This window comes from Massilia sp. DWR3-1-1, assembly GCF_049898325.1.
Lineage (GTDB): Bacteria > Pseudomonadota > Gammaproteobacteria > Burkholderiales > Burkholderiaceae_D > JAFCUW01.
This window is the reverse complement of record NZ_JAFCXL010000004.1, coordinates 40,185-65,117: the sequence shown is the minus strand read 5'-3', so window position 1 is coordinate 65,117 and position 24,933 is coordinate 40,185. Positions and strand designations below refer to the sequence as shown.

Sequence of the window (24,933 nt, the reverse complement as noted above, 5' to 3'; positions counted from 1 at the left end):
GGCGCTGCCTCGAACAAGGATGCCGCCCGCCTTGTCCGGCCTGTGTATCGGTCCGGCGGATGGCCCGTGGCGCATCTGCTTCGCGCATGCCGATGCGGCTTCCTGCCTGTTTTCACGCAACTAGCCAAACAGTTGCGCCCTTGGCTTGCGCCCTTGGCTTAGCTCTCGCCCGAGCAACTGCTCGGCCGTCGCAACATCGCCCCGGGCCAGCGCCAGGCGGATCAGGGTGCTGGAGATACGCGCGCCCTGGGCCGGAAACGCCGGCATGGATTCGGCATCGAAGCCAGTCCGGTGCCCGGCCGCGGCCAGCGTGTCGAAATTTCCCGTGCGCCCGGCGCCGAACTGAAAATCGTCGCCGACGATGACGTAAGCGGCGCTCAGGCCGCGCACCAGCACGGCATCGATGAAGCCCTGGCTCGAACAACTGGCGAGCCAGCGGTCGAATGGCAGCACCAGCACTTGGTCGACGCCATAGCGCGCCAGCGCTGCCAGTTTTTCTTCACTGCTGGTGATGCGCTTGACGGCGCCGGCGGCGCGACCGGTAAGCTGGGCAAAGTAGTCGCGCGGGTGCGGCTCGAAGGTGAGCACGCAGCTCGGCATGCAGCGCCTGGCGGCTTCGGTGTTGAGCTTTTCGATGATGGCCTGGTGCCCGCGGTGGACGCCGTCGAAATTTCCGATGGCAAGCGCACGCCCAGGCAGCCGTTCGACTTCTGGCAAACCGTAAAACGCCTTCATATAGTCTCCTGTGTCCCTTGTGCGCCGGGCGCGGCAGCGCCGGTGCATCTGCTCTGGCGCCGACGATAGCCTCCTCGAGGTGCTGCGGCAAGTTGGCGATGACGGCTGTCCGACCTGTGTATCGGGCCTTGCAGCGCGGCGCCACTTTGGCGATTTCCCGCTTGCGGTCCGGGCAATCAAGGCCCGCTGACAGCGCGCCGATGCTTGTATAATCATCAGCACGGGCGCCCCATCCGGTCTGCCTGTTTTCCCGACGGACGGCATCTGCGGCGAAGCGCGAGCGCCTCACCTGGCCGGCTTGCCAGAACACCTGATCGACGTTGAAGCGAGACCACGGCATGACCTACAAAATGATTTGCTCGCTCGAGCGCGGACTCAATGTGCTTGAATACCTCAATACCGTGCGCGCCTCGACCGCGCACGAAATCGCCAGGGAGCTCAAAATTCCGCGGCCGACTGTGTATCGCATCCTGGAGACGCTCGAGAACCGTGGCCTGCTCTATCGCAGTGTGTCGGACAGCGTATTTCGCCTGACCGGCGCGGTGCGCCACCTTGGCGAAGGATTTATCGACGAAGAATGGATCCGCAACCTGGGCGCGCCACTGCTGCAGCGACTGGGCGAGAAGGTACTGTGGCCGACCGACTTGGCGACCTTCAAGGACGATGCCATGATCATCCGCGTCAGCACGCACAGCTTCAGTCCTTTTTCGGTCGATGTGGGCATGATCGGGCGCAAGCGCCATCTGCTGAAAAGCCCGCTCGGGCGCGCCTACCTGGCGTTTTGTCCAGAGCAGGAACGCAGGGAAATCCTGGCCTCGCTGCGCAGGTCCCCGGATCCCGACAACGCCTTGAGCCGGGACGAGGCCTTCCTGGAGAAAATGATCGCCAGCTCACGCGCGAACGGCTACAGCAACTGCCGCGAGCTCGATCATGCAAAGTGCGCTAGCATCGCCGTGCCGATCATGCTGCACGATACGGTTTTCGCCTGCATCAATATCGTCTGGGTGGCTGCGACGGTGGACTATGAAGAGGTGATTACCCGCTATCTGCCCGATTTGCTGCAAACCAAGCGCGACATGGAAGCCGGCCTGCTCAAGATGGGATACGAGGGCATGACGCTGGCGCCGCCCGACGGCGCCGTTGCCGTTGCCGCCTGAGCCAATGGCCGCAAAGGTGGGGCGGGAAGCATTACGCCGGCAGCGAACCGCACGGCCACCTTGGCGCCTTACCAGTCGATGGCCACCGATTCGAGCTGCTGCTCAATTTCCGCTTTCGCTTCGCGCAGCACCGGCAGCAATCGCGCGATGGCGGCGTCCTCGGCAATCAGCGACGACGGCCACGCGGTGCTGATGCAGCCGAACACCCTGCCGCGCGACAGCACGGGCAGTGCGATGCTGCCGCAGCGCTTGTAGGAAATCTCGTCCGAAGCGCAGTAGCCGTCCGCCTGGACAGTACGCACCATGTGGGTGATGTGATGGGGATCGCGCGCCACGCGATTCTCCGGCGCTGGCGACCTGCGCAGGTGGGCCACGATCTCGCGGCGCTGCTCGTCGGGAGAAAACGCCAGATAGGCCCAGCCCAGCGGGGTTGACAACATGGGAATCCAGCGGCCCACCGCGCGCAGGCCAATCGGCTGGGGACTGAAACGGTCGGTGCTTTCGCGCACGACCATGCTGTCCGCCTCGAAGGTCGAGACTGCGCTCGGCCACTTCAGTTGTTCCCTGCGCCCAAACAGGACCGGCGTCGCCACCGAGACGAACACCGACTCGCACGTCATTCCCCCACTCAGGCGGCGTACCGCAATGGTCAGCCGGTAGACGTTTTCATCGGGGCTGACGCGTTCCACGAAACCGCCATGGGCAAGTGTTTCGATGATCCGGTACACGGTCGGTAGCGGCAAGGCAAGCGCTTTGGCAATGTGCTGCGGCGCCGCGAAACGGGCTTTGTTCAGATAACCGAGGACGTTCAGGCCCCGGTCCAGGGTGCGCAATGATGCTGTCATGTCTCCTCCAGGTTCGATGATACCGATCGACTCTTGTCTCTTTGGACAAGTTGCAGTTTATCAATATACACCCGACTGCAAGCGCTGTGCAGGGGATATGAGCGTAGGTGCGCGTGAGTACGCGCACCGTGCCGTGTCAGAAATTGACGCTGCCGATCAAACCGTAGGTGCGCGGCGGGGCCAGATTGCTCCAGCCGGCGATGAAGTTGGTCTTGACGGCGACATCGTTGACGTTTTTCACATAGCCAGTGAGCGACCAGTCACCCTTGGCCGGACGATAGACCAGGGTCGCATCGCCCGTCGAGTAGCCTTTCTGGTAAGACAGCGGCTGCGCGTTCGGTGAAACGTACTGCGCCGAGACATGGCGGGCGCTCAGGCGGGCCGTCAGCTCGGCGCCGCTGGCGAATTCGACGTGGCGCTCGTAGTTTGCCGAGACCGTCCAATTCGGCGAGTGCGGCACCGCCCGGCCGTTCAGGTTCATCGCCGGCGCGCCGGGATCGGCATGGATCGTGGCATCGCTGCGGAAGGTGGCGTTGACATAGCCGACTGCAAGGCCGACCTTGTCGTCGACGCTGACGCGCCAGCTTGCCTCGACTTCGCCGCCGTAGTTTCTGGCCTTGGCAATGTTCTGGAACGTCAATACGACGCGTCCGACCATCGGATCGAAGAACAGATCCGCAATCTGGTAGTTCTTGTAGTCGTAATAATAGAAGGAGCCGTTGACGCGCAGGCGATTGTTCAGGAACTGGTTCTTCGAGCCGAACTCCAGTGCATTCACGGTTTCCATCTTGACCGGCTCGTAAGGCGGCATCTGCGACCAGGTGCCCGGCCGGTAGCCCGTCGAGGCGGTGGCGTACAGCATCGACTGCGCTCCCGTATCGACCTCGATACCTAATTTGCTGTCAATACGCTTGAAACTATCGGAGAAATCCGCATGCGGCACGAAGTTATCATTCGCATAAGATTTGTCGTCTTTGGTAGTGCGCAACCCGGCAAGGACGCGCAAGCCATCGGTCACGGGATAGCTGATATTGCCGAACAGCGCTTTCGAGCGCGCGGTGGTGTGCTGGTTGATTGCCACCGATCCAGGATTGTTCGACAGCTGCGTCACGGCCATGTCGTTGTCGTAGTAATAGGCGCCCAGCAACCATTTGAGCTGGCTGGTTGAAGGCGACGACAGGCGCACTTCAAGCGAGTTCTGGTCCAGGCGCTTCGGATCCATGCCGTCGTCATTCGAAGGGCTGGTGCCCGGTGGAACAAATTGCTTGTTGCGTGCATCGGCCGTCGATACCAGTACAGTCACGCGGGCAAATCCGATATTGGCGTCGAGCTGGGCCCAGTATTTATTGCTGCGGTAGCGGTCGTACTGGCCTGGCGATGGCACGGCCAGGTAGGGATCGTCTGGCGCTTCGACGTAGGCCGGCACCGCGCCACTGCCGATGCCGCCGATCTTGAGCGCCTCGACGCCGATCAGCAGCGACATATCCTCGCTCGGCTTGTACAGAAGCTTTACCCGTCCAGCCACCGATTTCGCATCATTGGTGCCATTCGACATGTAGCCATCCCGGTTGACGCTGCTGAAGGCGGCGCGCACGGCGACTTTCTCGCTCAGCGGCTGATTGAACATCAGCTCGCTGCGGAACAGATTGAAATTGCCCGCTTCGAAGGTGGCGGAACCTTCCCGTTTGAAACTCGGGTCGTTGCTGATCACGTTGACAATGCCGGCCGGGCCGGAACGGCCGTACAGGGTCGACTGCGGCCCGCGCAATACCTCGACGCGAGCGATGTCGTACACAATCTGCGAACCTTCGGCGCGCACATTGTAGATGCCGTCGAAATTGGTGGCGACGGCGCCGTCGCCGATCCCCGGCGGCAGGTCGGTGCCGAGCCCGCGAATCGATGGCGTCAGGCCGCGCGCGGTCGCCTGCATGACCACGCCGGGCAAATCCTTGAGGACGTCGTCGAGTGCGTTCTGGCCGAACTCATTGATGGCGCTGCCGTCAATGGCGGAAATCGCGATCGAGGCTTTCTGCACGCTTTCAGGGCGCTTTTGCGCAGTGATGACCACGGTCGACAGTTCGCTGCCGGTGCTGGCGCGCGCTGTCGGCGCCGGCGGCGCAGCCTCGGATGCGGCCTGGCCCGGCACGGCCTGCGCCCAGGCGTTGAAGCCGACGAGCAGCCCCGACATCAGGAGCGAATAGTTAAAGCGCTTGCATCCCGCAAGGGGCGGCGGGCGAACCGGCGACGTCACCTTGCGCGTTCTGGCTGTTCTGGTATTGGCGGTCATTTCTTTGTCTCCATCTTTTATATTTAGAATTTTTCCGGTCCTGCAGAATTACGATACTTTTCCACTCCCACACTGTATGTTTCGATCGGCAACGCAATCGCGGCTGCGTTGCCGCCCTGCTCTCCTTCTCGTTATTGGTCGGCCGCGCCTCCAGCGCTGCCATCGCGGCAGCGATGTGGCGCAAACATCACGCAGCCACGCTGGCCGGGACTGTCCTGCTCAAGGCTCCCAGGGCATCAATGGGTGCGGTCCTGCCCAGCAACTGCAGGCAATGCCACAACATGGCCTGGTTGCTCGTCACAACCGGGCGCCCCAGTTCACGTTCGAGCGTTTCAATGACCGACAAGACATTGATCGCCGTGCAGCTGAGGAAATACACATCTGCGCGGTCGTCGCGATGGCGGCGCGCCAGGTCGACCCATTCGGCAGGGCTGACCGCGGCCATGCTGGTGCCTTCCAACAATCCCAAGCCGACGTCGCCGATGACCTCGTAACCATGGTGCGCAAGAAAGGCGATCTCGCGCTGGTTGACGGCATCGATGTAGGGCGTGATCAGGACGATGCGGCGCGCTTTGAGGGCGGCGAACGCGGCCAGCAAGGCGTCCGAAGTGGTCGTCGCCGGCCGCCCGCATGCCGCGGTGATCCGGCCGGCGATCTTCGCCCCCATTGCAGGATCGAAGGTGGACACGGCGGTGCAGTTAAAGACAATCAGATCGGCTGCCGCGTCCGACAGCAGGTCGCAGCCTTCCTCGATCTTGTCGGTCATGCCCAGCAATGCTTCCGGCGTGGAAGCGGCGTGTTTCAGGCGGGTCGTGAGCACGGTGACGTCGGACGGCAGCACGCGCTGGAGTTCCGGCTCCGCCATGGGGTTGCTCGAGGACAGGAGCATGCCGATCCGTAAGGGACGGCTAGCGGGACGGGTCGCTGCAGGGTTGGCGTTGACGCCATCGCCTGCCTGTACAAGGTGCGCACGCGTATTCATGCCGCGTCCCGCTCCACGCGATGATGGTGATTACTTGTCTTCATGGCTCCTCCAAGGTGGCCATGGCGGCCTTGCCATTCGGTTCATGCAAGGGCAACGGCACGCCGGTTTCGGATGTCTTCGCCGTGCGACTCTGCGGTCGTTCAGGCGCTCTTGGCACCGACCGGGTCGGTCAGCGCATGGCTGGCAAGTCTAGGCAAGTCCGGCCACGCTGAGTAGCCGAGGAAATGCAACCAGAATGTTTGCGAATCCAAAACAGTCAAGTGGGCCATGCAACACCGGCGCGCGCATCCTGACGCGCGCGCCGTGCAGCGCTCAGGCCGGCGTGTATTTCCCGGACAGCTGAGGCGACAGCGCAGGCAGGCCCTTTGACTGACGCTCCAGCCGCGTTTCGGTCGACCAGGTCCGTTGCAGGTCGTCCTGGACCGCGACCGATAGCGTACCGACCCCTTCGACCGTCAGCGCCAGGTGGTCGCCGTGCTGGATGGCGCCCAGCCCGCGGTGATTGGTCCCGGTAGCGACGATGTCGCCCGGCTCGAGCGGATGAATGTGGCTAAGCCACGCAAGCGACTTGGGAATGTCGTGCGCCATATCGCTGGTGTTGAAGTCCTGACGCAACACGCCGTTGACGCGCATCGCAATATCGAGCTTGTGCGGATCCTCGATTTCGTCCGCCGTCACGATCCATGGCCCGAGCGGCGCGAACGTCGCGCGCGATTTCATCTGGAAGAACGTATTTCTGTCGGGCTTGACGCCTCGCGCGGAGCCGTCGATAAAGCCGACGTAACCGAATACGTAATTTTGCCAGTCGGCAGCGTCAATCCGGTCGGCGCGGCGACCGATGACCAGCGCGATCTCCGCTTCCGCCTCGAACACCGTGGCCGGCATATCCGGCAACACCATCGTGTCGCCGTTCCCGATGACGCCGACCGATGCCTTGTGAAACGCATTGATCGGCGGAGCTTCGGCCAGCGTGCCGTTCTCCATGTAGTTCACCGCCATGCAAACGATGTTGCCGGGTTTGGGCAGTGGCGCCCGGAGCCTGACGCTCGTCAGGGGGATGCGCTCACCGTTTTGCGCGGCCAGCGCCAGGGCGGGCTTTAGCGCGTCGAAATGTTCGATCAGCCAAAGCATGGCATTGTTGGCAGAAGCCTCGGTGTATACCGGTACTTCGCTTGAAATATCGACGATGTCGTTGCCGACGACAAGTCCGAGACGGTAAGAATCGAAAAAAGCCAGTTTCATGTGAAAGGGTCTTTCAAATTAGAGCGATGTATTGAATGGGTTTACCGCGGGAGGAACCAGCCATGCGGGCATGGCATTTGGCTTGCGCGATACTGCCGCCACCGCGCGGGGCGCCAGCGGCATAATTGCAGTCACGCTGAGGCACTGGCCGAAGCCGGCTTGCCGGCTGCCCTGGGCGGTGTCGAGAGTCTGTGCGAGCCGATCGGGCGAATGCCTGACCCTGCGCGCCACTGGCCAGTGGCGGCACGGGCGCCCGATCAATAGCCGGGTCGGTGCCCCTTGTTGGGCCGGGGCCCGAATGCCGCCGGACCAGCCTGGCGCTGGCCGAAGTGGGCTTGCTGCGAATCAGTTACCGAACTGCGTCACCAGGCCGGCCAGGGCGCCGTCGATATCGGCACCGATACCCTTGGGCGCCAGCTCGACCATCGGCGGCGGCACGTCGGCTTCGATGGTGTAGCTGACTTCCGAACCCGTACCATCGGCAGTGACCACGAAGGTCGCATCGAGACTCTTGATCGGCGGCGCGCCGGCCGGCGTTTCCTGGCCAGGCACCAGTTCGTAGGTCAAGGTCATGGCCCCATCGTCCTGATGCTTGATTCGGTCGAGCATGGTATTACCGCGCTTGAACAACACCTTGCGATCCCCATTGGCCAGCATTTCCACGGAGGTGATGTGCGGTTGCCACGAGGCAAAACCGGCGAAATCCTTGACGAAATTCCATACCTCAGCTGCGCCCGCTTTCAATTTCACGCTCTTGTTTACATTAACAATTGTCATCGTTACTTCCTTTTTTGTTGAGTGATCGGCGCCGCGCGCCGCATACGACACCCCGCCCTCGTGACGCCATCGAGACCTCGAAGCGATGAACGGGATTGCCACAACGCCCCGTTCCAGAACGAAAGACGTCGGGAACGTTACTCGATTAGTCTAACGCGCAAGGAAACGGCAGGAGAGCATTTCCCCGCCTTATGTCCGCACGGTGTATCAAGGGTCAACACGGCGCTATCAGCGGGGGACGCCAACGGTTGAAAGCGCCTGTAATGACACGGCCATCATCGCCGCGGCGGCAGCTGAGCGGCGGCAATGGCATTCGCCTGCCCAGGGGGGCTGATCAATGAATGATTTCGGCGCTTCCGCTGATTTTTACGGACGCGAGCGCCTTGCAATTTTATCGTGCGTCTTTTCGGACTGCCAGAGGCTGGATTTTCAGCAATGTGCCTGGTTCACGTCCGAGACGTTGCCAGCGGTGCCCACAACGGTATGCACCAGACCAGATGGCGCGCCCACACCGATCGGGCAAGGCGTCGATTTGTGACATTCAGAATTGCGTGTCGCCTTCCATGTTTGCTCCCGTTCAGATTGAAACGGCAAGCATTCGGAAAGCAGTACCAAGCGGCATGTCGTGGTTCATGGATCGCTTGGCTTATACCTTGCGTTTGCATCTCGGCACAGCCCTCAGTACATGTGCCGCAGCACCGTGTTCGCCGCGAAGCCCACCTCGGCGGCGATACGCCGCAGTCTCAACCCATGTTTGCTCAATAACGCAATTTCCACATACACCTCGCTGGGTTTCAAGGCCGCTCCGCGAAGCAGCCATCTTCCAAAATCGATGTATCAGTGTACAACCGCTACTGACACATGGTTACGCGTCGAGTAAGTAGGCCATGTCAGCGGAGTTGGCTGAGGGAAGAAAACAATTCATGCAGACGATAAAACTGCGAAAAATAGCGAGAACTGGCACCAATGCGACAGCCATCCATAAGAACCTATCCCGGTAGGTTCTAAGCGGCAGTGTGGCCACGTCTCTAACGATAAAGCCCCGTGAAAAAAGAGCTTTATCGGTTCATCAAAAATGATCATTTTTGTTTCTTGAACAAACTTATTCCCACTCAATCGTCGCCGGCGGTTTCCCCGAGATGTCGTACACCACCCGGTTAATCCCCCGCACCTCATTGATGATCCGGTTCGACACCTTGCCCAGCAGCGTGTGCGGCAAGTGCGCCCATTGGGCCGTCATGAAGTCCAGCGTCTGCACGGCGCGCAAGGCCACCACCCATTCGTAGGTGCGGCCGTCGCCCATCACGCCCACCGATTTGACGGGCAGGAACACGGCGAAGGCCTGGCTGGTCGCTTCGTACCAGTTGGTGGGCGCGTCGCCCGAATCGATCGTGGTCAGCGGCGGCAAGTCGAACGGGGTGGCGCGCAATTCTTCGATAAAAATCGCGTCGGCGCGACGCAGCAAATCTGCATACTCTTTCTTGACTTCGCCCAGGATGCGCACGCCCAGGCCCGGGCCCGGGAACGGGTGACGGTACACCATGTCGTGCGGCAGGCCCAGCGCCACGCCCAGCTTGCGCACCTCGTCCTTGAACAGTTCGCGCAAGGGCTCGAGCAGTTTCAGATTCAGGGTCTCCGGCAAGCCGCCCACGTTGTGGTGGCTCTTGATGGTCTGGCCCTTCTTGCCTTTGCCAGCGCTTTCGATGACGTCCGGATAAATCGTGCCCTGCGCCAGCCACTTGGCGTTCGGCAGCTTGCCCGCTTCGGCCTGGAACACCTCGACGAACTCGCGGCCGATGATCTTGCGCTTCGCTTCCGGGTCCGTCACGCCGGCCAGGTTGCCCAGGAACTGCGCTTCCGCGTCGACACGGATGACCTTGACACCGAGGTTGCTGGCAAACATCGCCATCACCATGTCGCCCTCTTCCAGGCGCAACAGGCCATGGTCGACGAACACGCAAGTCAACTGGTCGCCGATGGCGCGGTGGATCAGGGCCGCGGCCACGCTCGAATCGACGCCGCCGGACAGGCCCAGGATGACTTCGTCCGTGCCCACCTGCCGGCGAATATTGGCGACAGCCTCAGAGATGTAGTCGGGCATGTTCCAGTCCGCCTTGCAGCCGCAGATTTCATGCACAAAGCGGCCCAGCATGGCCTTGCCCTGCACCGTGTGCGTCACTTCCGGGTGGAACTGCACGCCATAAAAGCGCCGTTCCTCGTCGGCCATGGCGGCGATCGGGCAGCTCGGGGTGTTGCCCATCAGTTTGAAGCCGGGCGGCAGCTCGAGTACCTTGTCGCCGTGGCTCATCCAGACCTTGAGCATGCCGTGGCCTTCGCTGGTGACGAAGTCGTTGATGCCGTTCAACAGCGCCGTGTGGCCGCGCGCGCGCACTTCGGCGTAACCGAATTCGCGCACGGCGCCGTTTTCCACCTTGCCACCCAGTTGCTGGGCCATGGTCTGCATGCCGTAGCAGATACCCAGCACCGGTACGCCCAGTTCGAACACCGCCTGCGGCGCGCGCGGCGATTCGCCGTCCAGGGTCGAACTGTGGCTGCCCGACAGGATCACCCCGGCGGCGCCGTAGTTGCGGACGAACTCGTCGCTGACGTCGTACGGGAACACTTCGGAGAACACGCCAGCGTCACGCACGCGGCGGGCGATCAGCTGGGTAACTTGCGAACCGAAATCGAGGATGAGGATCTTTGAATGCATGGGGCGGTCTCTAGACTAAAACAGGGATAAGACGACAATGGGGGAGCCAATACAACAACGCGGCGAATAATCGCCGCGTCGGAGGGATCAGTCGCCGGAACGGTAGTTCGGCGCTTCCTTGGTGATCTGCACGTCGTGGACGTGCGATTCTTTCATGCCGGCCGAGGTGATTTCCACGAACTCGGCTTTCTCGCGCAACTCGTCGATCGAGGCGCAACCGCAATAGCCCATCGACTGGCGCACGCCACCGACGAGCTGATAAATGATCGCCAGCACGCTGCCCTTGTAGGCCACGCGCCCTTCGATGCCTTCGGGGACGAACTTGTCGGCCTTGATCGACGCGTCCTGGAAATAGCGGTCGGCCGAACCGTCCGCCATCGCGCCCAGGCTGCCCATGCCGCGGTAGGATTTGTAGCTGCGGCCCTGGTACAGGATCACTTCGCCAGGCGCTTCTTCGGTGCCGGCAAACATCGAGCCCATCATGACAGTCGAGGCGCCCGCCGCCAGCGCTTTCGAGATATCACCCGAGAAACGGATGCCGCCATCGGCGATGCACGGCACGCCCGAGTCCTTCAAGGCATCGGACACGTTCGAAATGGCGGTGATCTGCGGCACGCCCACGCCGGCGACGATGCGGGTGGTGCAAATGGAGCCAGGGCCGATGCCCACCTTGACGGCGTCGGCGCCGTATTCGACCAGCGCCAGCGCGGCGGCGGCGGTGGCGATATTGCCGCCAATGACATCGACCTGCGGATACTTGGTCTTGATCCAGCGCACGCGGTCGAGAATGCCCTGCGAGTGGCCGTGGGCAGTGTCGACCACGAGCACGTCCACGCCGGCGGCGACCAGCAGGTCGATGCGCTCTTCATCGCGGGCGGACACGCCCACGGCGGCGCCCACCAGCAGTTTTCCCTGGGCATCTTTCGAAGCGAACGGGTGTTCGTGCGATTTTTGTATATCCTTGACGGTAATGAGCCCGCGCAATTCAAAATTGTCATCGACGACCAGCACGCGCTCGAGGCGGTGCTTGTTCATCAGGCGCTTCGCTTCGGCCGGGTCGGCGTCTTCCTTGACGTAGACGAGCTTGTCGCGCGGGGTCATCTTGGCGCGCGCTTCGGCGTCGAGTTCTTCCTCGAAGCGCAAATCGCGGTTGGTGATGATGCCGACCACGGTTTTGCCCTCGACGACAGGAAAACCGCTGATGCCGTATTGTTCGGTCAGGGCGATGACGTCACGGATTTTCATGTCCGGCGGGATGGTGATGGGATCGCGCAGCACGCCTGCTTCGAAACGCTTGACCTTGGCCACTTCGCGGGCCTGGTCCTTGGCGCTGAGATTCTTGTGGATGATGCCGATGCCGCCCTCTTGCGCCATGGCGATGGCCAGGCGGCCTTCAGTGACGGTGTCCATCGCGGCCGACAGCAGCGGGATGTTCAAGGTGATATTGCGCGTCAGCTTGGTCTTCAGAGACGTATCTGCAGGCAAGACGTTGGAGTAGGCGGGGACGAGCAGCACATCATCGAACGTGAGTGCTTTTTGAAGCAGACGCATAGTAATTTTCCTATAGGCGCAAAAGCGAATTATACAGAAGTTCGCCGGCCCCGTCTGGCGTTCATTTTTTTCTATGCCTCAAGGCATTTGTCGATCGGCCACAGTGTGCCCGCCTTTCCGCCCCGCCCTGGCCGCGCCGGGTTGACACGGCCGCCAATCCGTGGCGTAGTGATGTAAAGAAACATCCAGAAAGCTTCACCATGAACCAAGCCATCCGACTTCGCACAAGGCTGCCAGCGCTGGCCGGCGCCCTGCTGCTGTGCAGCGCCACGCTGGCGCACGCCCAGTACATGTGGATCGACGCCAAGGGCATCAAGCAGTATTCCGACCGGCCACCGCCGCCCTCGGTGCCATTGAAGGACATCAGGCAGGCGCCCAGGGGCCAGTTCAGCGCGGACAATATGCCGCCGCCCGAGGCCGCCCCGACCGCCCCCGCCGCCGCGCCAAAAGCGCCGCCCACCCTGGCCGAGCGCGAAGCCGATTTCAGCAAGCGTCAAAAAGCCAAGGCCGAGCAGGACAAGAAGGAGCGCGACGACACGGCACGACGTAGCGCCCAGGCGGCCAACTGCGCGGGCGCGCGCCGCGCCCGCGCCGCGCTCGACTCGGGTTCGCGCATCAGCACGACTGACAGCAATGGCGAGCGCGGCTACCTGGACGAGGCCCAGCGGGAAGTGGAAAGCAAGAAAGTCAACCAGGCCATGGCCGACTGCAAGGGCGGCTGAGGCCAGGCCCGCTCAAGCCTTGGTGCCCGCGCGGCGGCGCCGGCTTTCCTTCGGGTCCGCCAGCAGGGGCCGGTACAGTTCGACCCGGTCGCCATCGCGCAGCACGCTCTCGAGCGGCCGCTTCTTGCCGAATACACCGACCTGGTGCAGCGCCGGATCGAACGGCACCGTGCCCGGGTCGCGCGGATCGGCAAGATTGCCCAGCGTTCCCGCCTGCGCCAGCCGCGCCATCTCGGCCAGGATGCCGGACGCCGCGATCGCGTCGCCCACCGTGGCGCCCTGCGCCAGCGCCAGTGCGCGCACGATTTCCTGCTGCGCCGTGGCGTAGCTGACGACGACGTGGACGGTGGCAGGCGCGGTGGGCACGCTCATCTCACACCCCATGGACGGTTTCAGCGCGCTTGCAGAAGGAATCGACCATGCTGTTGGCGATCACGCCGAACACGGGGCCGACCAATTGTTCCAGGATGACGCTGGAAAACTCGTAGCGCAGGTCGAATTCGACCTTGCAGGCATCCTCGCGCAGGGCCTTGAAGGTCCACAGGCCATCCATGACCTTGAACGGCCCGTCGACCAGCTTCATGGCCATCTGGGTGGGGCGCGTGTTGGTGTTGGCCGTGGTGAACGCTTGCTTGACGCCATGAAAATTGATGCCGACCGAGGCGACGAGTTTGCCGTCGGTCTCTTCGATGACCCTGACGGCGCCGCACCAGGGCAGGAATTTGGGGTAATCAGCGACGTTGGCGACCAGGTCGAACATCTGCTCCGCGCTGTAAGCGAGAAAAACTGTCTTGTGCACTACTGCCATGTGTCTGCCATTTGCTATGATGTGGAAGTTGTTGCCGCCGGTTCAAGGTGCGACGCCCTAGTTTAACCGACCCGCGCATTTTAGCTAATACATGAGCATTGTTGATAATAGAAAAGCATTTCACGACTACTTCATCGAGGACCGCTACGAAGCGGGCATCGTGCTCGAAGGCTGGGAAGTGAAAGCCATCCGCGATTCGCGGGTGCAAATCAAGGAGGCCTATGTGGTCGTGCGGGGCGACGAACTGTTTTTGTTCGGCGCCCACATCAGCGCGCTGGCGACGGCGTCCGCCTTCACCCACCCGGACGCGGTGCGCACCCGCAAGCTGCTGCTGCACCGGGCCGAAGTCGACAAGCTGATCGGCAAGGTCGAGCGCTCGGGATTTACCCTGGTGCCGCTGAACCTGCACTTCAAGGGCGGCCGCGTGAAGTGCGAAATCGGCCTGGCCAAGGGCAAGAAGCAGCACGACAAGCGGGCCACCGAGAAAGAGCGCGATGGCAAGCGCGAAGTGGCCGCGGCAATGAAGACGCACAGCCGCTAACCACCGCGCCCCGCTGCAAAAAGCCGCCCGATCCGGGCGGCTTTTTTTTGGCGCCCGCGTTTACACGGCCGGCTCGGGCACGGCGAAGCGCTTGAGCGTGCTCAGGCGCCAGCAGATAAAAGCCAGCACCACGCCGGCCAGCATGCCCGCGGCCAGCTTCAAGGCGCTGCCGAACAGCAGCGGCGCGACCAGGCCCGAGACCAGGGCAAAGGCGATCATCTGGATGAACGACAGCATCGACGAGGACAGGCCGCGGTTGTCGGGAAACAGTGCGAACGCGCTCATCTGGATGGCCGGCATGGCGCTGGCCAGGCCGAAGGTAAATACCATCAGCGGCAACACCGCCCACGGGATCGCGGCCACGAACAGCAGGTTCAGCACCACGCCGCCGCCGGCGCCGGCGAACATGATGGCAAAGCCGATCCACTTCATGCGCACCGGGGCGATGGTGGCGGCCACCTTGCCGCTCCAGGCTGAACCGATCACCATGCCGCTGATCAAGGGGATGAACAGCCAGCCAAACGCGGTTTCCGGCAGGTGCAGCACTTCCATGACGAAGTTGGCGGCCGAACCGATGTACAGCGACAGACCGCCGAAAGCCATGCCCACGGACAAAGCCAGCAGCACGAAGCGGGGGTGGCGCAGTACCTTGAGGTAATTGGCGGCGATCTCGCCAGGGTGAAATTTAGTGCGCTGCGACGGGGGCAAGGATTCAGGCAGCGCGCGCCACACGATCAGCCACATCAGCGCACCGAACACGGCCAGAAAATAGAATGTGGCACGCCAGCCGAAGTGCACGTGCAGCCAGCCGCCGAAGATGGGCGCGATGGCCGGCGCCAGGCCGAACACCATCATGATATGCGCCATGACTTTTTGCGCCTGGGCGCCGGAAAAACGGTCTTGCACGATGGCCGCGCCCACCACTGAGCCGGCGCCGGCCGCCAGCCCCTGCAGCGCGCGCGCCACCAGCAGCGCCCCGAAACTGGGCGCCAGCGCGGCGCCCAGCGAAGCGACGGTGTACAGGGCCAGCGCCACCAGGATCACGGGGCGGCGGCCGAAGGAATCGGACAGCGTGCCGTAGAACAGCATCATGAAGGCAAAGCAGAACAGAAACAGACTCAAGGTCTGCTGGACCGCCACCGGCCCCACCTCGAAGTGGCGGCCAATCGCCGGAATCGACGGCAAATAGGTGTCGATGGCGAGTGCCCCCACCATGCTCAGAAACGCCAGAATCACCGTCATTGCACGCTGCATTACTACCCTGTTCTTCAAAATTGGCCGCCCCTGCGGCGCAGGGCCGAATTTTACCTGATCGTGTTTGGGGGCGTGTATTTGTGCCTGCCTGAAAGCTGGCATTTTGCAAAGCCCCATGTCGGTATAAAAACAACAAATGTATAAAAAATAATAAACTTGTGAGGATGTATATTTTCAGCAATACTCGGCACGTAAGTAAATAATATTTATTTGTAAACGATCTGGCGTGCTTCGTATTGTGCGCACAGCAATAGTGCAAATCAAATTTTTCACTGCACCATGCTGGCGCGCAAGCGTTTGCGCGCCCGGCGGCGCGGCTGCGCGCTGTCTTGTTGTCCTGCTGGTCTCGATGTTCTGCCCGTCTAATTGTCCTGCACGCCTGGTTGTCTTGCTGTTCTGCTGGTCCCGCCCCACTGTTTGTCTCTATTTTTTTAACAAAAAAACAAAGGTAATCATGACACTCACCCCTCGTACCACGGCGATCAGCCTGCTGGTGTCCCTCGTTTGCGCATCGGGCGGCTTCGCGCAGGCGGCAAGCGCGGAAAAAGCGCCCACCCAGGCAACCGGCCAGAACTGGCAAGACCTTACCAACGCCCACGCCAGGAGCCTGGCCGGCAGCGATAGCGTCATCATTGGCGGCAAATCGGTCAGCCGCGGCATCAAGGCCAGCAAGTTCCGCTCGATCAATCTGGACAAGCGCGCCATGTTGCGCCTGGTGGCCGGCGCGCCGAACGAGCGTTCAGTCAAGAAAGGCGATTCCGGCTTCATCATTTCGCTGCCCCATCCGGAAGGCGGCTATCAGCGTTTCCGCCTGGTCGAATCGCCCATCATGGAAGCGGAACTGGCAGCCAGGCATCCTGAAATCAAGACCTTCGCCGGCCGTGGCGTCGATGATCCGAACGCGTCCCTGCGGATGGACGTGTCGCCGCTGGGCCTGCACGCCTCGGTGCGTTCGGCCAAGGGCAACTGGTACGTCGACCCGATGAATGCCACCAACGACAGCGTCCACGCCACCTATTTCACGCGCGACGCCGTCAACCAGGGCAATGCCCTGCGCGAAGGCAGCATCGACGCGCCCCAACTGCTGCTCGATCGCAGCTTCTATCATGCCGCCGACAGCGTCGAAGTGCGCGGGGCCGGCTTCGAGCCGAACGGCTCGGTGTCGATCACCGTGCGCGGTGAAACCGAGTCCGCGCCCACCCAGAATTTCGTCACCAGCGCCGACGCGGAAGGGGTGATCAATTTCAGCTTCCCGGCCGATCCAACCGGCAACATCGGCGCCTACGTGCTAGCCGCCCGCGACGCCAGCAATGAAACCACCAGTTCGTTTTCGGTCGTCGCCGACAGCGTCACCACCAGCGGCGTGACCGGCATCACCCTGCGCACCTACCGCCTGGCCCTGCTGACGGACCCTTCCTACGCCACCTACTTCGGCGCCGCCAACGTGACCGCCGCCAAGGTCTCCTTGGTCAACCGCGTGAACCAGATCTACGAAGATGAAACCTCGATCCGCCTGGTCCTGATCGGCAACAACGACGTTCTCAACCTCAACACAACGGCCGCGATGAACAATCCCGGTGGTCCTTGCGGCGACACCGCCTGCTTCACGGTTAGCCAGTCCAGTTCATGCGTCAGCGGCACCCTGAGCCGCAACCGCGTGGTGCTGGGCCTGCTGGTGGGCGCCTCGGCCTACGATATCGGTCACATCGCCCTGGGCAATGATGGCGGCGGCATCGCCAGCCTGGGCGTGGTTGGCACCAGCGCCAAGGCACAGGGTTGCACCGGCGTGCCCACCCCGGACGGCGACTACTTTGCCGTCGATTATGTGGCGCACGAAATGGGACACCAGTTCGCCGGCAACCACACCTTCAACGGCGCCGTCGGCAGTTGCACGGGCGGGAACCGCAATGCAGGCACCTCCGTCGAGCCAGGCAGCGGGTCGTCGATCATGGCCTACGCCGGCATCTGCGGCACCGACAATCTGCAGCCGCACAGCGATCCGTACTGGTCGCAGCGCAGCTTTGATGAAATCACCGCCTACACCGCGGGCGCCGAAAGCACCTTGAGTGAAATTCAACAGGCCGCCCTGACCGGCTACACGGGCGCCGCCGGCCAGTCGTTCAAGATCGCCTACAACGGCAATGTCTCGGCCACGACCATCACCGGCACGCCCACCGCGGCCGTCATCAAGGCCGCGATCGAAAGCACCCCGGGATGGCCGAGCGGCGCCACCGTCACCGCGTCGGCCGTGTCGCTCAGCGGCTTTACCGTCACCTTTGGCGGCGCCCTGGCCGGCGCCGATGCGCGACCACTGAGCATCGTCAACGCCGTTGGCGCTTCAGGGTATGTCGGGGAAATCACCAAGGGCGGTTCGACCACGCGGCGCGGCGCCACCTCCGACACGGGCAACAGCGCGCCGGTCGTGACCGTCACCGCCGGCTACACCATCCCGGTGCGCACGCCATTCGTGCTGACCGGCAGCGCCACCGACGTCGACGCCAATACCGTCACCTACATGTGGGAACAGAACGACCGCGGCGGCGCGGGCGGTACCGGCCTGATCAGCAACAGCAAGGTGAACGGTCCGCTGTTCCGCCAGTTCGGCACCCGCGCCATCGTGTCCTATACGGACTCGCTCCAGTACAACTCGCCTGGCGAGAACATTGTCACCACCAATCCGACCCGCGTCTTCCCCGACATGGTGCAGATCCTGGCCAACAATACCAATGCCCTGACCGGCCAGTGCCCGCTGGCCGGTGCCGCGGCGCCCACCACGACCGAGGTCGACTGCTTCTCGGAATGGCTGCCCACCGCGGCCTACGTCGGCGTCGCCGGTGTCAACGCCAGTCCGGCGACGCTGCACTTCCGCCTGACGGCGCGTGACGGCAAGGGTGGTATCGGCAGCGGCACCACGACCCTGACCCTGGCCCCGGCCGCCGGTCCCTTCCTGGTCACTTCGCCGAATACGGCCGTGTCGTACAACACCGGTTCGACCCAGACGGTAACGTGGAACGTTGCCAACACCAACGTGGCGCCGGTCAGCACGGCCAACGTGAAGATCAGCCTGTCGACGGACGGTGGCACCAGCTTCGCCACCGTGCTGGCGGCCAGCGTACCGAACACGGGCAGCGCCAGCGTTGTCATGCCGGCAAGCGCAACCACCACGGCGCGCCTGAAGATCGAAGCGGTCGACAACATCTACTTCGATGTGTCCGACACGAACTTCACCCTCGTCACCCCGCCGCCGCCGGTGATCGTGCCGGCCGACGTCGACGGCGACGGCGTGGTCAGCTGCATCGATCTGGCGGCGGTGAAAGCGGCCATCGGCAAGCGCAGCGGCCAGGCTGGCTACAGCGCCAACCTGGATGTCAACAAGGATGGCGTGATCAACATCCTCGACGTCAACCTGGTGACCAAGGCTCTGGCAAGCGGCACCACCTGCGTCAAATAAACGGCGCGGCAACAAGTCAAGCGCGTCCGCCCGGCCCCGGCCGGGCGGACGCCAGCGGATTCGACCTATTACAAACAAGGAATGATCATGAAGTTCAACACTCTGAAACAAGGCCTCACCGCCGCCCTGCTCGTGGGCGCCATGGCGCTGCACTCGGCGTTTGCCGCACCGACGATCAGCGCGACCGTGTCGCCCACCGTCGGCAACAGCTTCGGCGTCGACGTGCTGGTGAGCGGCGCGGTCGACATCGCGGCGTACCAGTTCTCGCTGTTTTTCAATCCTGCCGCCGTAGCGTATGCGGGCACCGTCGCCGGCACCTTCCTCGATTCGGCTGGCACCTTTGATTTCGATGGCGGCAGTGCCGGCACCGGCAGCATCAACTACACCTTCGCCTCGCTGATCGGGCCTGGCCCGGGCGCCAGCGGCAGCGGCCTGCTGGCCCACTACGATTTCATCGCACTGAGCGCGGCGGCCCCCCAGTTCACCTTCGCTGAGGTGATTTTTGTCAACGACGCTGGCGACGAGGTGCCATTCAATCTCGGCGACATCACGATGCCCGTGACGCCACCCACGGGCAACGTGCCTGAACCGGCAAGCCTGCTGCTGGCGCTGGCCGCGCTGGCCGGCTTGACCGTGCTGCGCCGCCGTCGCGGTATCTGAGTCGTCCGAAGTTCGACGGGGCGGCCTGGGGGCCGCCTTTTTTATTGCCCGATCTTTTACTGGGCGGCCGCCAGCGACAGGCCGAAACGCGCCGGTCGCGGCAGCCAGTTGCCCAGCATATCGGCCGACACCAGCACCCGCTCGGCGCGACCGATCAACAGCGTCCTCGGCACCAGGCCGATATAGCGCGAGTCGGCGCTGTTGTCGCGATTGTCTCCCAGCATCATGAACTGCTCGGGCGGGATGCGCACGGGCGCAAAGTCGCGCCGCGCGGCGACCTCGGGCAGCAAGGCGATGCGGTGCGCGTGGCCGGCGATGGTTTCCACCAGTTCGGCGCCCCCGCTGCTGCTGGCGTCCTGCACGCTGTACTGGCAAGGCTGGCCGTTGATGATCAGGTGTTCATTGCGCATTTCGACGACGTCGCCCGGCAGCGCGACCACGCGCTTGATCAGGCGCGTGCCATCGACGGGCGAATGAAACGTGACGACATCGCCGCGCCGCGGCTGGCCCAGCCGCGCCAGTACCACCTCGGTGAGCGGCAGCTTGAGATCGAACGCCAGCCGGTTGACGAAGACCACGTCGCCCTCGAGCAGATTGGGGCGCATCGAGCCCGAGGGAATCGGATTCCAGTCGGCCACGGCAGTGCGGAACACGCCGAACAGCACGATAAACAACAGGAAGCCCTTGTTTGCGGCCAGAAAATTTTTCATCGCAGATCTCCGTATAGATGGTGGTGCAACCTTTATACGGCGCGATTCTGAAAATGCTCTTAAACCCCGGCCAGCAAGGCCAGCAGCGCGCCCAGTCCGCCAGCGACCAGCAGCATGAGCGCACAGGCGCAGGCCCGGCCGATCGCCTTCAGGCGCCGCCCGCGGGCGCGGCTGCGCCACAGATACAGGGGCAGGACGGGAAACAGCAGCGTCACCATGCCCATGTTCCACCAGGCGGTGCGCTGAAACTGGCAGGCATCGCTGTCCCGGCAGTACCACAGGAACGGCAGGAAACTGAGCGCCAGGTTGCTCAGCACGGCGTGCAGCACCGCCCAGGCGCCCGCCGGCAGGGCCGGCGCCACCCCGGCAAACAGGGCCGCGCCGAACAGCCACCACAGTGCCGCACGGGGCGACGCCGGCTGCAACTGCAGGGTCGGATTCACTTCTGCGCTTTGACGATCTGCATGGCGCTGGCGATCATGCCGCTCATCTCGCCCAGGTTGGACGGAATGATGATCGAGTTATTCGTCTTGGCCAGGTTGGCGAAGGCATCGACGTATTTTTCGGCCACCCGCAGGTCGACCGCATCGCGCCCGCCCGGCGCGGCGATGGCGTCGCCCACTTCGCGCAGCGCCGTCGCCGACGCCTGCGCCAGCGCCACGATGGCGGCCGCCTGGCCTTCGGCGCGGTTGATCGAGGCCTGCTTTTCGCCTTCCGAGCGGGCGATCGCCGCCGTGCGTTCGCCGTCGGCGATATTGATCTGTTCCTGCTTGCGCCCTTCCGAGGCGGCGATCAGCGCGCGCTTTTCCCGCTCGGCGGTGATCTGCGCCTGCATCGCGTGCAGAATTTCCTTCGGCGGCGTCAAGTCCTTGATCTCGTAGCGCAGCACCTTCACGCCCCAGTTGGCGGCCGACTCGTCGATGGCGTTGACGATGGTGGTGTTGATGTGATCGCGCTCCTCGAACGTCTTGTCGAGTTCCATCTTGCCGATCACCGAGCGCAAGGTCGTTTGCGCCAGCTGGGTGATGGCGGCAATATAGTTCGACGAGCCATACGAGGCGCGCATCGGATCGGTGATCTGGAAATACAGGATGCCGTCCACCTGCAGCTGCGTGTTGTCGCGCGTGATGCACACCTGCGGCGGCACGTCGAGCGGGATCTCTTTGAGGATGTGCTTGTAGGCGATGCGGTCGATGAAGGGCACCACGATGTTCAGGCCCGGCGCCAGCGTCGCATGGTATTTGCCCAGCCGCTCGACCACCCAGGCGTGCTGCTGGGGCACCACGTTGATGGTCTTGAACACGAACACGAGCGCGATGACAAAGATGAGGAACGCGACAGTACCGAAAGAAAATTCCATTATTTAGCCTTTTTTGATATTTTATTTCATTGCCTGCATCAAGCGCCGCTCACGATGAGGCGGCTGCCCTGTACTTCCACGATCTTGAACACGCCCGGCTGCGCGTGCGCGCCCGGCCCCAGTTCCACGTCCCACAGGGCGCCCCGGTACTTGACGCGGGCGTGGCCGTCGCGCCAGTGGTCCACTTCGAGCTTCTGGCCGATATCGATATTCATGTTCGGGTCGCGCGCCGTGTTGCCGCGCCGGCTGTGGCCGAAACGGCTGCGGTGCAGCACCACCGTCGCCACCACCCCCACCAGCGCGGCGCTGAGCAGTTGCACGGCCGCGCCGAAGCCGGCCAGCGCGGCCAGCGCCCCGGCCGCCAGACCGGTGGCGAACATCAGCAAATAAAAAGTGCCGCTAAACAGTTCCAGCACCACCAGCACGCCAGCAGCTATCAGCCAGCCCATCGAATCGCTCATTGCCCGTCCCTCCCCTTCCCGCCAGTGACTCCAACAAAAAACCCCCGCTGCCCGACAAGGACAACGAGGGTTCGCAAACCGTACAGTGATTTTTTGATGGCTATTCTGTCAAACATTCCAATGTGGATAGTCTAGCCGATTTCTGGCGCGAGTCAATCATTTGCTGCCGGCAGAAAAATGGCCCCCTTGCGGGAGCCATTCGAGCGTACAACAGGGGCGTCGCTTACTTCGCTTCAGCCGCTTTGACTGCCGCCAGCTTGGTCCAGGTATCGATCACCGAATCGGGATTCAAGGACATCGACTCGATGCCTTCGGCCATCAGCCAGGCCGCGAAATCGGGGTGGTCCGACGGGCCCTGGCCGCAAATGCCCACATACTTGCCCGCCTTGCGGCAAGCCTGGATGGCGCGCGAGAGCATGGCCTTGACGGCCGGGTCGCGTTCGTCGAAATCGGCCGCCAGCAGGGCGATGCCGGAATCGCGGTCCAGGCCCAGCGTCAGCTGGGTCAGATCGTTCGAGCCGATCGAGAAGCCGTCGAAGTACTCGAGGAATTCGTCGGCCAGGATGGCGTTCGACGGCACTTCGCACATCATGACGATGCGCAGGCCGTCCTTGCCACGTTCCAGGCCGTTTTCGGCCAGCAGGTCGATGACTTTTTTCGCCTGGCCCAGGGTACGCACGAAGGGCACCATGATTTCGACGTTGGTCAGGCCCATTTCATTGCGCACCCGTTTCATGGCGGCGCATTCCATCTCGAAGGCGCCGGCAAAGTCGGACGCCAGGTAGCGCGCCGCGCCGCGGAAGCCCAGCATCGGGTTTTCCTCGTCCGGCTCGTAACGCGAACCGCCGATGAGCTTTTTGTACTCGTTCGATTTGAAATCGGACAAGCGCACGATGACCGGCTTTGGCCAGAACGCCGCGCCAATGGTGGCGATGCCCTCAGCCAGCTTGTCGACGTAGAACGCGCGTGGCGAGGCGTGGCCGCGGGCCACCGACTCAACGGCTTTTTTCAGATCCGCATCGATGTTCGGGTACTCGAGGATGGCCTTCGGGTGCACGCCGATGTTGTTGTTGATGATGAATTCGAGACGCGCCAGTCCCACGCCCTTGTTGGGAATCGACTGGAAGTCGAAGGCCAGTTGGGGATTGCCGATGTTCATGGTGATCTTGACGGGGATCTCGGGCAGTTCGCCGCGCGCCACTTCCGACACTTCCGTTTCGATCAGGCCGTCGTAGATGCGGCCTTCGTCGCCTTCGGCGCAGGACACGGTGACGATGGTGCCATCCTTGAGGATGTCGGTGGCGTCGCCGCAACCGACGACGGCGGGCACGCCCAGCTCACGGGCGATGATCGCCGCGTGGCAGGTGCGGCCACCGCGGTTGGTGACGATGGCCGAGGCGCGCTTCATGACCGGTTCCCAGTTGGGATCGGTCATGTCGGCCACCAGCACGTCGCCCGGCTGCACGCGTTCCATTTCCGACGGATCGGAAATGACGCGCACGGGACCGGCGCCGATTTTCTGGCCGATGGCGCGGCCCGAGGTCAGCACGGTGCCGGTGCCCTTGAGCTTGAAGCGCAGCTGGGCGTCGGACGACTTCTGTTGCGACTTGACGGTTTCCGGGCGCGCTTGCAGGATGTAGATTTTGCCGTCGCGGCCGTCCTTGCCCCACTCGATGTCCATCGGGCGCTGGTAGTGGTCCTCGATGATGACGGCGTACTTGGCCAGTTCCACCACCTCTTCGTCCGTGAGCGAATAACGGTTGCGCATTTCGATGGGCACGTCGACGGTCTTGACGGATTTGCCCGCCTTCGCCTCGGCGGTAAATTCCATCTTGATCAGCTTCGAGCCGATGTTACGGCGGATAACCGGCTTGAAGCCCAGCTTGAGCATCGGCTTGTGGACGTAGAATTCGTCCGGGTTGACGGCGCCCTGCACCACCGTCTCGCCCAGGCCGTAGCTCGAGGTGACGAACACGACGTCCTTGAAGCCGGACTCGGTATCGATGGTGAACATGACGCCGGCGGCGCCCAGGTCCGAGCGCACCATGCGCTGCACGCCGGCCGACAGGGCCACTTCAGCGTGGGTAAAACCCTTGTGGACGCGGTAGGAGATGGCGCGGTCGTTGTACAGCGAGGCGAACACGTGCTTCATCGCTTCGAGCACATTGTCGATGCCGACGACGTTGAGGAAGCTCTCCTGCTGGCCCGCGAACGACGCGTCCGGCAAGTCTTCGGCGGTGGCCGACGAGCGCACGGCAAACGACATCTCGGTGCTCGAATCGGCCACCAGGCGGTCATAGAAGGCTTCGATTTCCGCCTGCAGGCGGGGCTGGAACGGGGTTTCGACGATCCACTTGCGGATCTCGGCGCCGGCTGCGGCCAGCGAGCGCACGTCGTCGATGTTCAGGCCTTCGAGGCGGGTGGCGATACGGTCGCCCAGCGAGGCGCCGCCGTCGATGGCGTGGTCAAGAAAATCGCGGAAGGCCTGCGCCGTGGTGGCGAAGCCGCCCGGCACGCGCACACCGGCGCCGGCCAGCTGGCTGATCATCTCGCCCAGCGAGGCGTTCTTGCCGCCGACCGATTCGACATCGGTCATGCGCAAGGTCTCGAACGAAGCGACATACACCGCCTGGCCCTGGTCATTCATTGCTGCGTTGGTCATGGTAAAACACCC

General features: G+C 63.0%; 21 protein-coding genes and 1 pseudogene. 5 read left to right on the top strand and 17 right to left on the bottom strand.

Translation table 11 applies throughout. From position 1 onward, the window contains the following. Positions 1-120 precede the first annotated feature (120 nt). Positions 121-735, bottom strand: coding sequence for a hypothetical protein (locus tag ACP7EY_RS05680; protein WP_426191354.1), 615 nt, complete (start codon positions 733-735; stop codon positions 121-123). Positions 736-1,085: 350 nt separating this feature from the next. Here ACP7EY_RS05680 and ACP7EY_RS05675 point away from each other — a divergent pair, with 350 nt between their 5' ends. Then, complete coding sequence (locus ACP7EY_RS05675; protein ID WP_426191352.1) at positions 1,086-1,892, top strand: helix-turn-helix domain-containing protein; 807 nt, start codon at positions 1,086-1,088, stop codon at positions 1,890-1,892. A gap of 68 nt (positions 1,893-1,960) precedes the next feature. Here ACP7EY_RS05675 and ACP7EY_RS05670 read toward each other — a convergent pair whose 3' ends face one another. The 8 genes and pseudogenes from ACP7EY_RS05670 to guaB all read right to left on the bottom strand — a co-directional run bounded on the left by ACP7EY_RS05670 (position 1,961) and on the right by guaB (position 12,292). Then, positions 1,961-2,737 carry a helix-turn-helix domain-containing protein gene (locus tag ACP7EY_RS05670; protein WP_426191350.1) on the bottom strand — a complete coding sequence of 259 codons (777 nt, stop codon included), beginning with the start codon at positions 2,735-2,737 and terminating at the stop codon, positions 1,961-1,963. A 136-nt stretch (positions 2,738-2,873) separates the two neighbouring features. After that, positions 2,874-4,925, bottom strand: a complete 2,052-nt coding sequence (locus tag ACP7EY_RS05665) for a TonB-dependent receptor (protein ID WP_426191348.1) — start codon at positions 4,923-4,925, stop codon at positions 2,874-2,876. A gap of 286 nt (positions 4,926-5,211) precedes the next feature. Further along, complete coding sequence (locus ACP7EY_RS05660; RefSeq protein WP_426191346.1) at positions 5,212-5,889, bottom strand: maleate cis-trans isomerase family protein; 678 nt, start codon at positions 5,887-5,889, stop codon at positions 5,212-5,214. Positions 5,890-6,321: 432 nt separating this feature from the next. Further along, positions 6,322-7,251 carry a fumarylacetoacetate hydrolase family protein gene (locus ACP7EY_RS05655; RefSeq protein ID WP_426191344.1) on the bottom strand — a complete coding sequence of 310 codons (930 nt, stop codon included), beginning with the start codon at positions 7,249-7,251 and terminating at the stop codon, positions 6,322-6,324. A gap of 345 nt (positions 7,252-7,596) precedes the next feature. Beyond that, positions 7,597-8,028, bottom strand: a complete 432-nt coding sequence (locus tag ACP7EY_RS05650; RefSeq protein WP_426191342.1) for an SRPBCC family protein — start codon at positions 8,026-8,028, stop codon at positions 7,597-7,599. A gap of 684 nt (positions 8,029-8,712) precedes the next feature. Beyond that, positions 8,713-8,826, bottom strand: a pseudogene (locus tag ACP7EY_RS05645) (IS21 family transposase); the annotation flags it as partial. Positions 8,827-9,130: 304 nt separating this feature from the next. Further along, complete coding sequence (gene guaA, locus ACP7EY_RS05640; protein ID WP_426191340.1) at positions 9,131-10,741, bottom strand: glutamine-hydrolyzing GMP synthase; 1,611 nt, start codon at positions 10,739-10,741, stop codon at positions 9,131-9,133. An 87-nt stretch (positions 10,742-10,828) separates the two neighbouring features. Beyond that, a complete protein-coding gene (gene guaB, locus ACP7EY_RS05635) occupies positions 10,829-12,292 on the bottom strand; it encodes an IMP dehydrogenase (RefSeq protein ID WP_426191338.1) in 1,464 nt (487 codons plus the stop codon). Positions 12,293-12,492: 200 nt separating this feature from the next. Between guaB and ACP7EY_RS05630 the strand changes: the two genes are divergently transcribed. Further along, on the top strand, positions 12,493-13,014 hold the full coding sequence (locus ACP7EY_RS05630; protein ID WP_426191336.1) for a DUF4124 domain-containing protein: 522 nt from the start codon (positions 12,493-12,495) through the stop codon (positions 13,012-13,014). A gap of 12 nt (positions 13,015-13,026) precedes the next feature. Here ACP7EY_RS05630 and ACP7EY_RS05625 read toward each other — a convergent pair whose 3' ends face one another. Next, complete coding sequence (locus ACP7EY_RS05625) at positions 13,027-13,386, bottom strand: RnfH family protein (protein ID WP_426191334.1); 360 nt, start codon at positions 13,384-13,386, stop codon at positions 13,027-13,029. Position 13,387: 1 nt separating this feature from the next. After that, a complete protein-coding gene (locus tag ACP7EY_RS05620; RefSeq protein WP_426191332.1) occupies positions 13,388-13,822 on the bottom strand; it encodes a type II toxin-antitoxin system RatA family toxin in 435 nt (144 codons plus the stop codon). Positions 13,823-13,913: 91 nt separating this feature from the next. On the opposite strand from ACP7EY_RS05620, the gene smpB reads away from it, so the two are divergent. Further along, entirely contained in the window at positions 13,914-14,363 is a 450-nt protein-coding gene (gene smpB / locus ACP7EY_RS05615) for an SsrA-binding protein SmpB (RefSeq protein ID WP_426191330.1), read from the top strand. A 60-nt stretch (positions 14,364-14,423) separates the two neighbouring features. Here the strand turns inward: smpB and ACP7EY_RS05610 are convergent, their stop codons facing one another. Then, positions 14,424-15,605: a multidrug effflux MFS transporter gene (locus ACP7EY_RS05610; protein WP_426191328.1), complete on the bottom strand. Its 1,182-nt coding sequence runs from the start codon at positions 15,603-15,605 to the stop codon at positions 14,424-14,426. 466 nt (positions 15,606-16,071) lie between these two features. Here ACP7EY_RS05610 and ACP7EY_RS05605 point away from each other — a divergent pair, with 466 nt between their 5' ends. Further along, a complete protein-coding gene (locus ACP7EY_RS05605) occupies positions 16,072-19,068 on the top strand; it encodes a M12 family metallo-peptidase (RefSeq protein ID WP_426191326.1) in 2,997 nt (998 codons plus the stop codon). A gap of 87 nt (positions 19,069-19,155) precedes the next feature. After that, positions 19,156-19,728: a PEP-CTERM sorting domain-containing protein gene (locus ACP7EY_RS05600; protein ID WP_426191324.1), complete on the top strand. Its 573-nt coding sequence runs from the start codon at positions 19,156-19,158 to the stop codon at positions 19,726-19,728. Between the two features lie 56 nt (positions 19,729-19,784). On the opposite strand, the gene lepB is transcribed toward ACP7EY_RS05600, so the two are convergent. From lepB to ppsA, 5 genes are all read right to left on the bottom strand, one after another. Further along, on the bottom strand, positions 19,785-20,438 hold the full coding sequence (lepB, locus tag ACP7EY_RS05595; protein WP_426191322.1) for a signal peptidase I: 654 nt from the start codon (positions 20,436-20,438) through the stop codon (positions 19,785-19,787). 59 nt (positions 20,439-20,497) lie between these two features. Beyond that, on the bottom strand, positions 20,498-20,881 hold the full coding sequence (locus ACP7EY_RS05590; RefSeq protein WP_426191320.1) for a hypothetical protein: 384 nt from the start codon (positions 20,879-20,881) through the stop codon (positions 20,498-20,500). Continuing rightward, positions 20,878-21,798: an SPFH domain-containing protein gene (locus tag ACP7EY_RS05585; protein ID WP_426191318.1), complete on the bottom strand. Its 921-nt coding sequence runs from the start codon at positions 21,796-21,798 to the stop codon at positions 20,878-20,880. Before ACP7EY_RS05585 ends, ACP7EY_RS05590 begins: the two co-directional genes overlap by 4 nt. A 38-nt stretch (positions 21,799-21,836) precedes the next feature. Next, positions 21,837-22,259, bottom strand: coding sequence for an NfeD family protein (locus tag ACP7EY_RS05580; protein ID WP_426191316.1), 423 nt, complete (start codon positions 22,257-22,259; stop codon positions 21,837-21,839). 223 nt (positions 22,260-22,482) lie between these two features. Next, positions 22,483-24,921: a phosphoenolpyruvate synthase gene (gene ppsA, locus ACP7EY_RS05575; protein WP_426191314.1), complete on the bottom strand. Its 2,439-nt coding sequence runs from the start codon at positions 24,919-24,921 to the stop codon at positions 22,483-22,485. Positions 24,922-24,933: the final 12 nt, after the last annotated feature.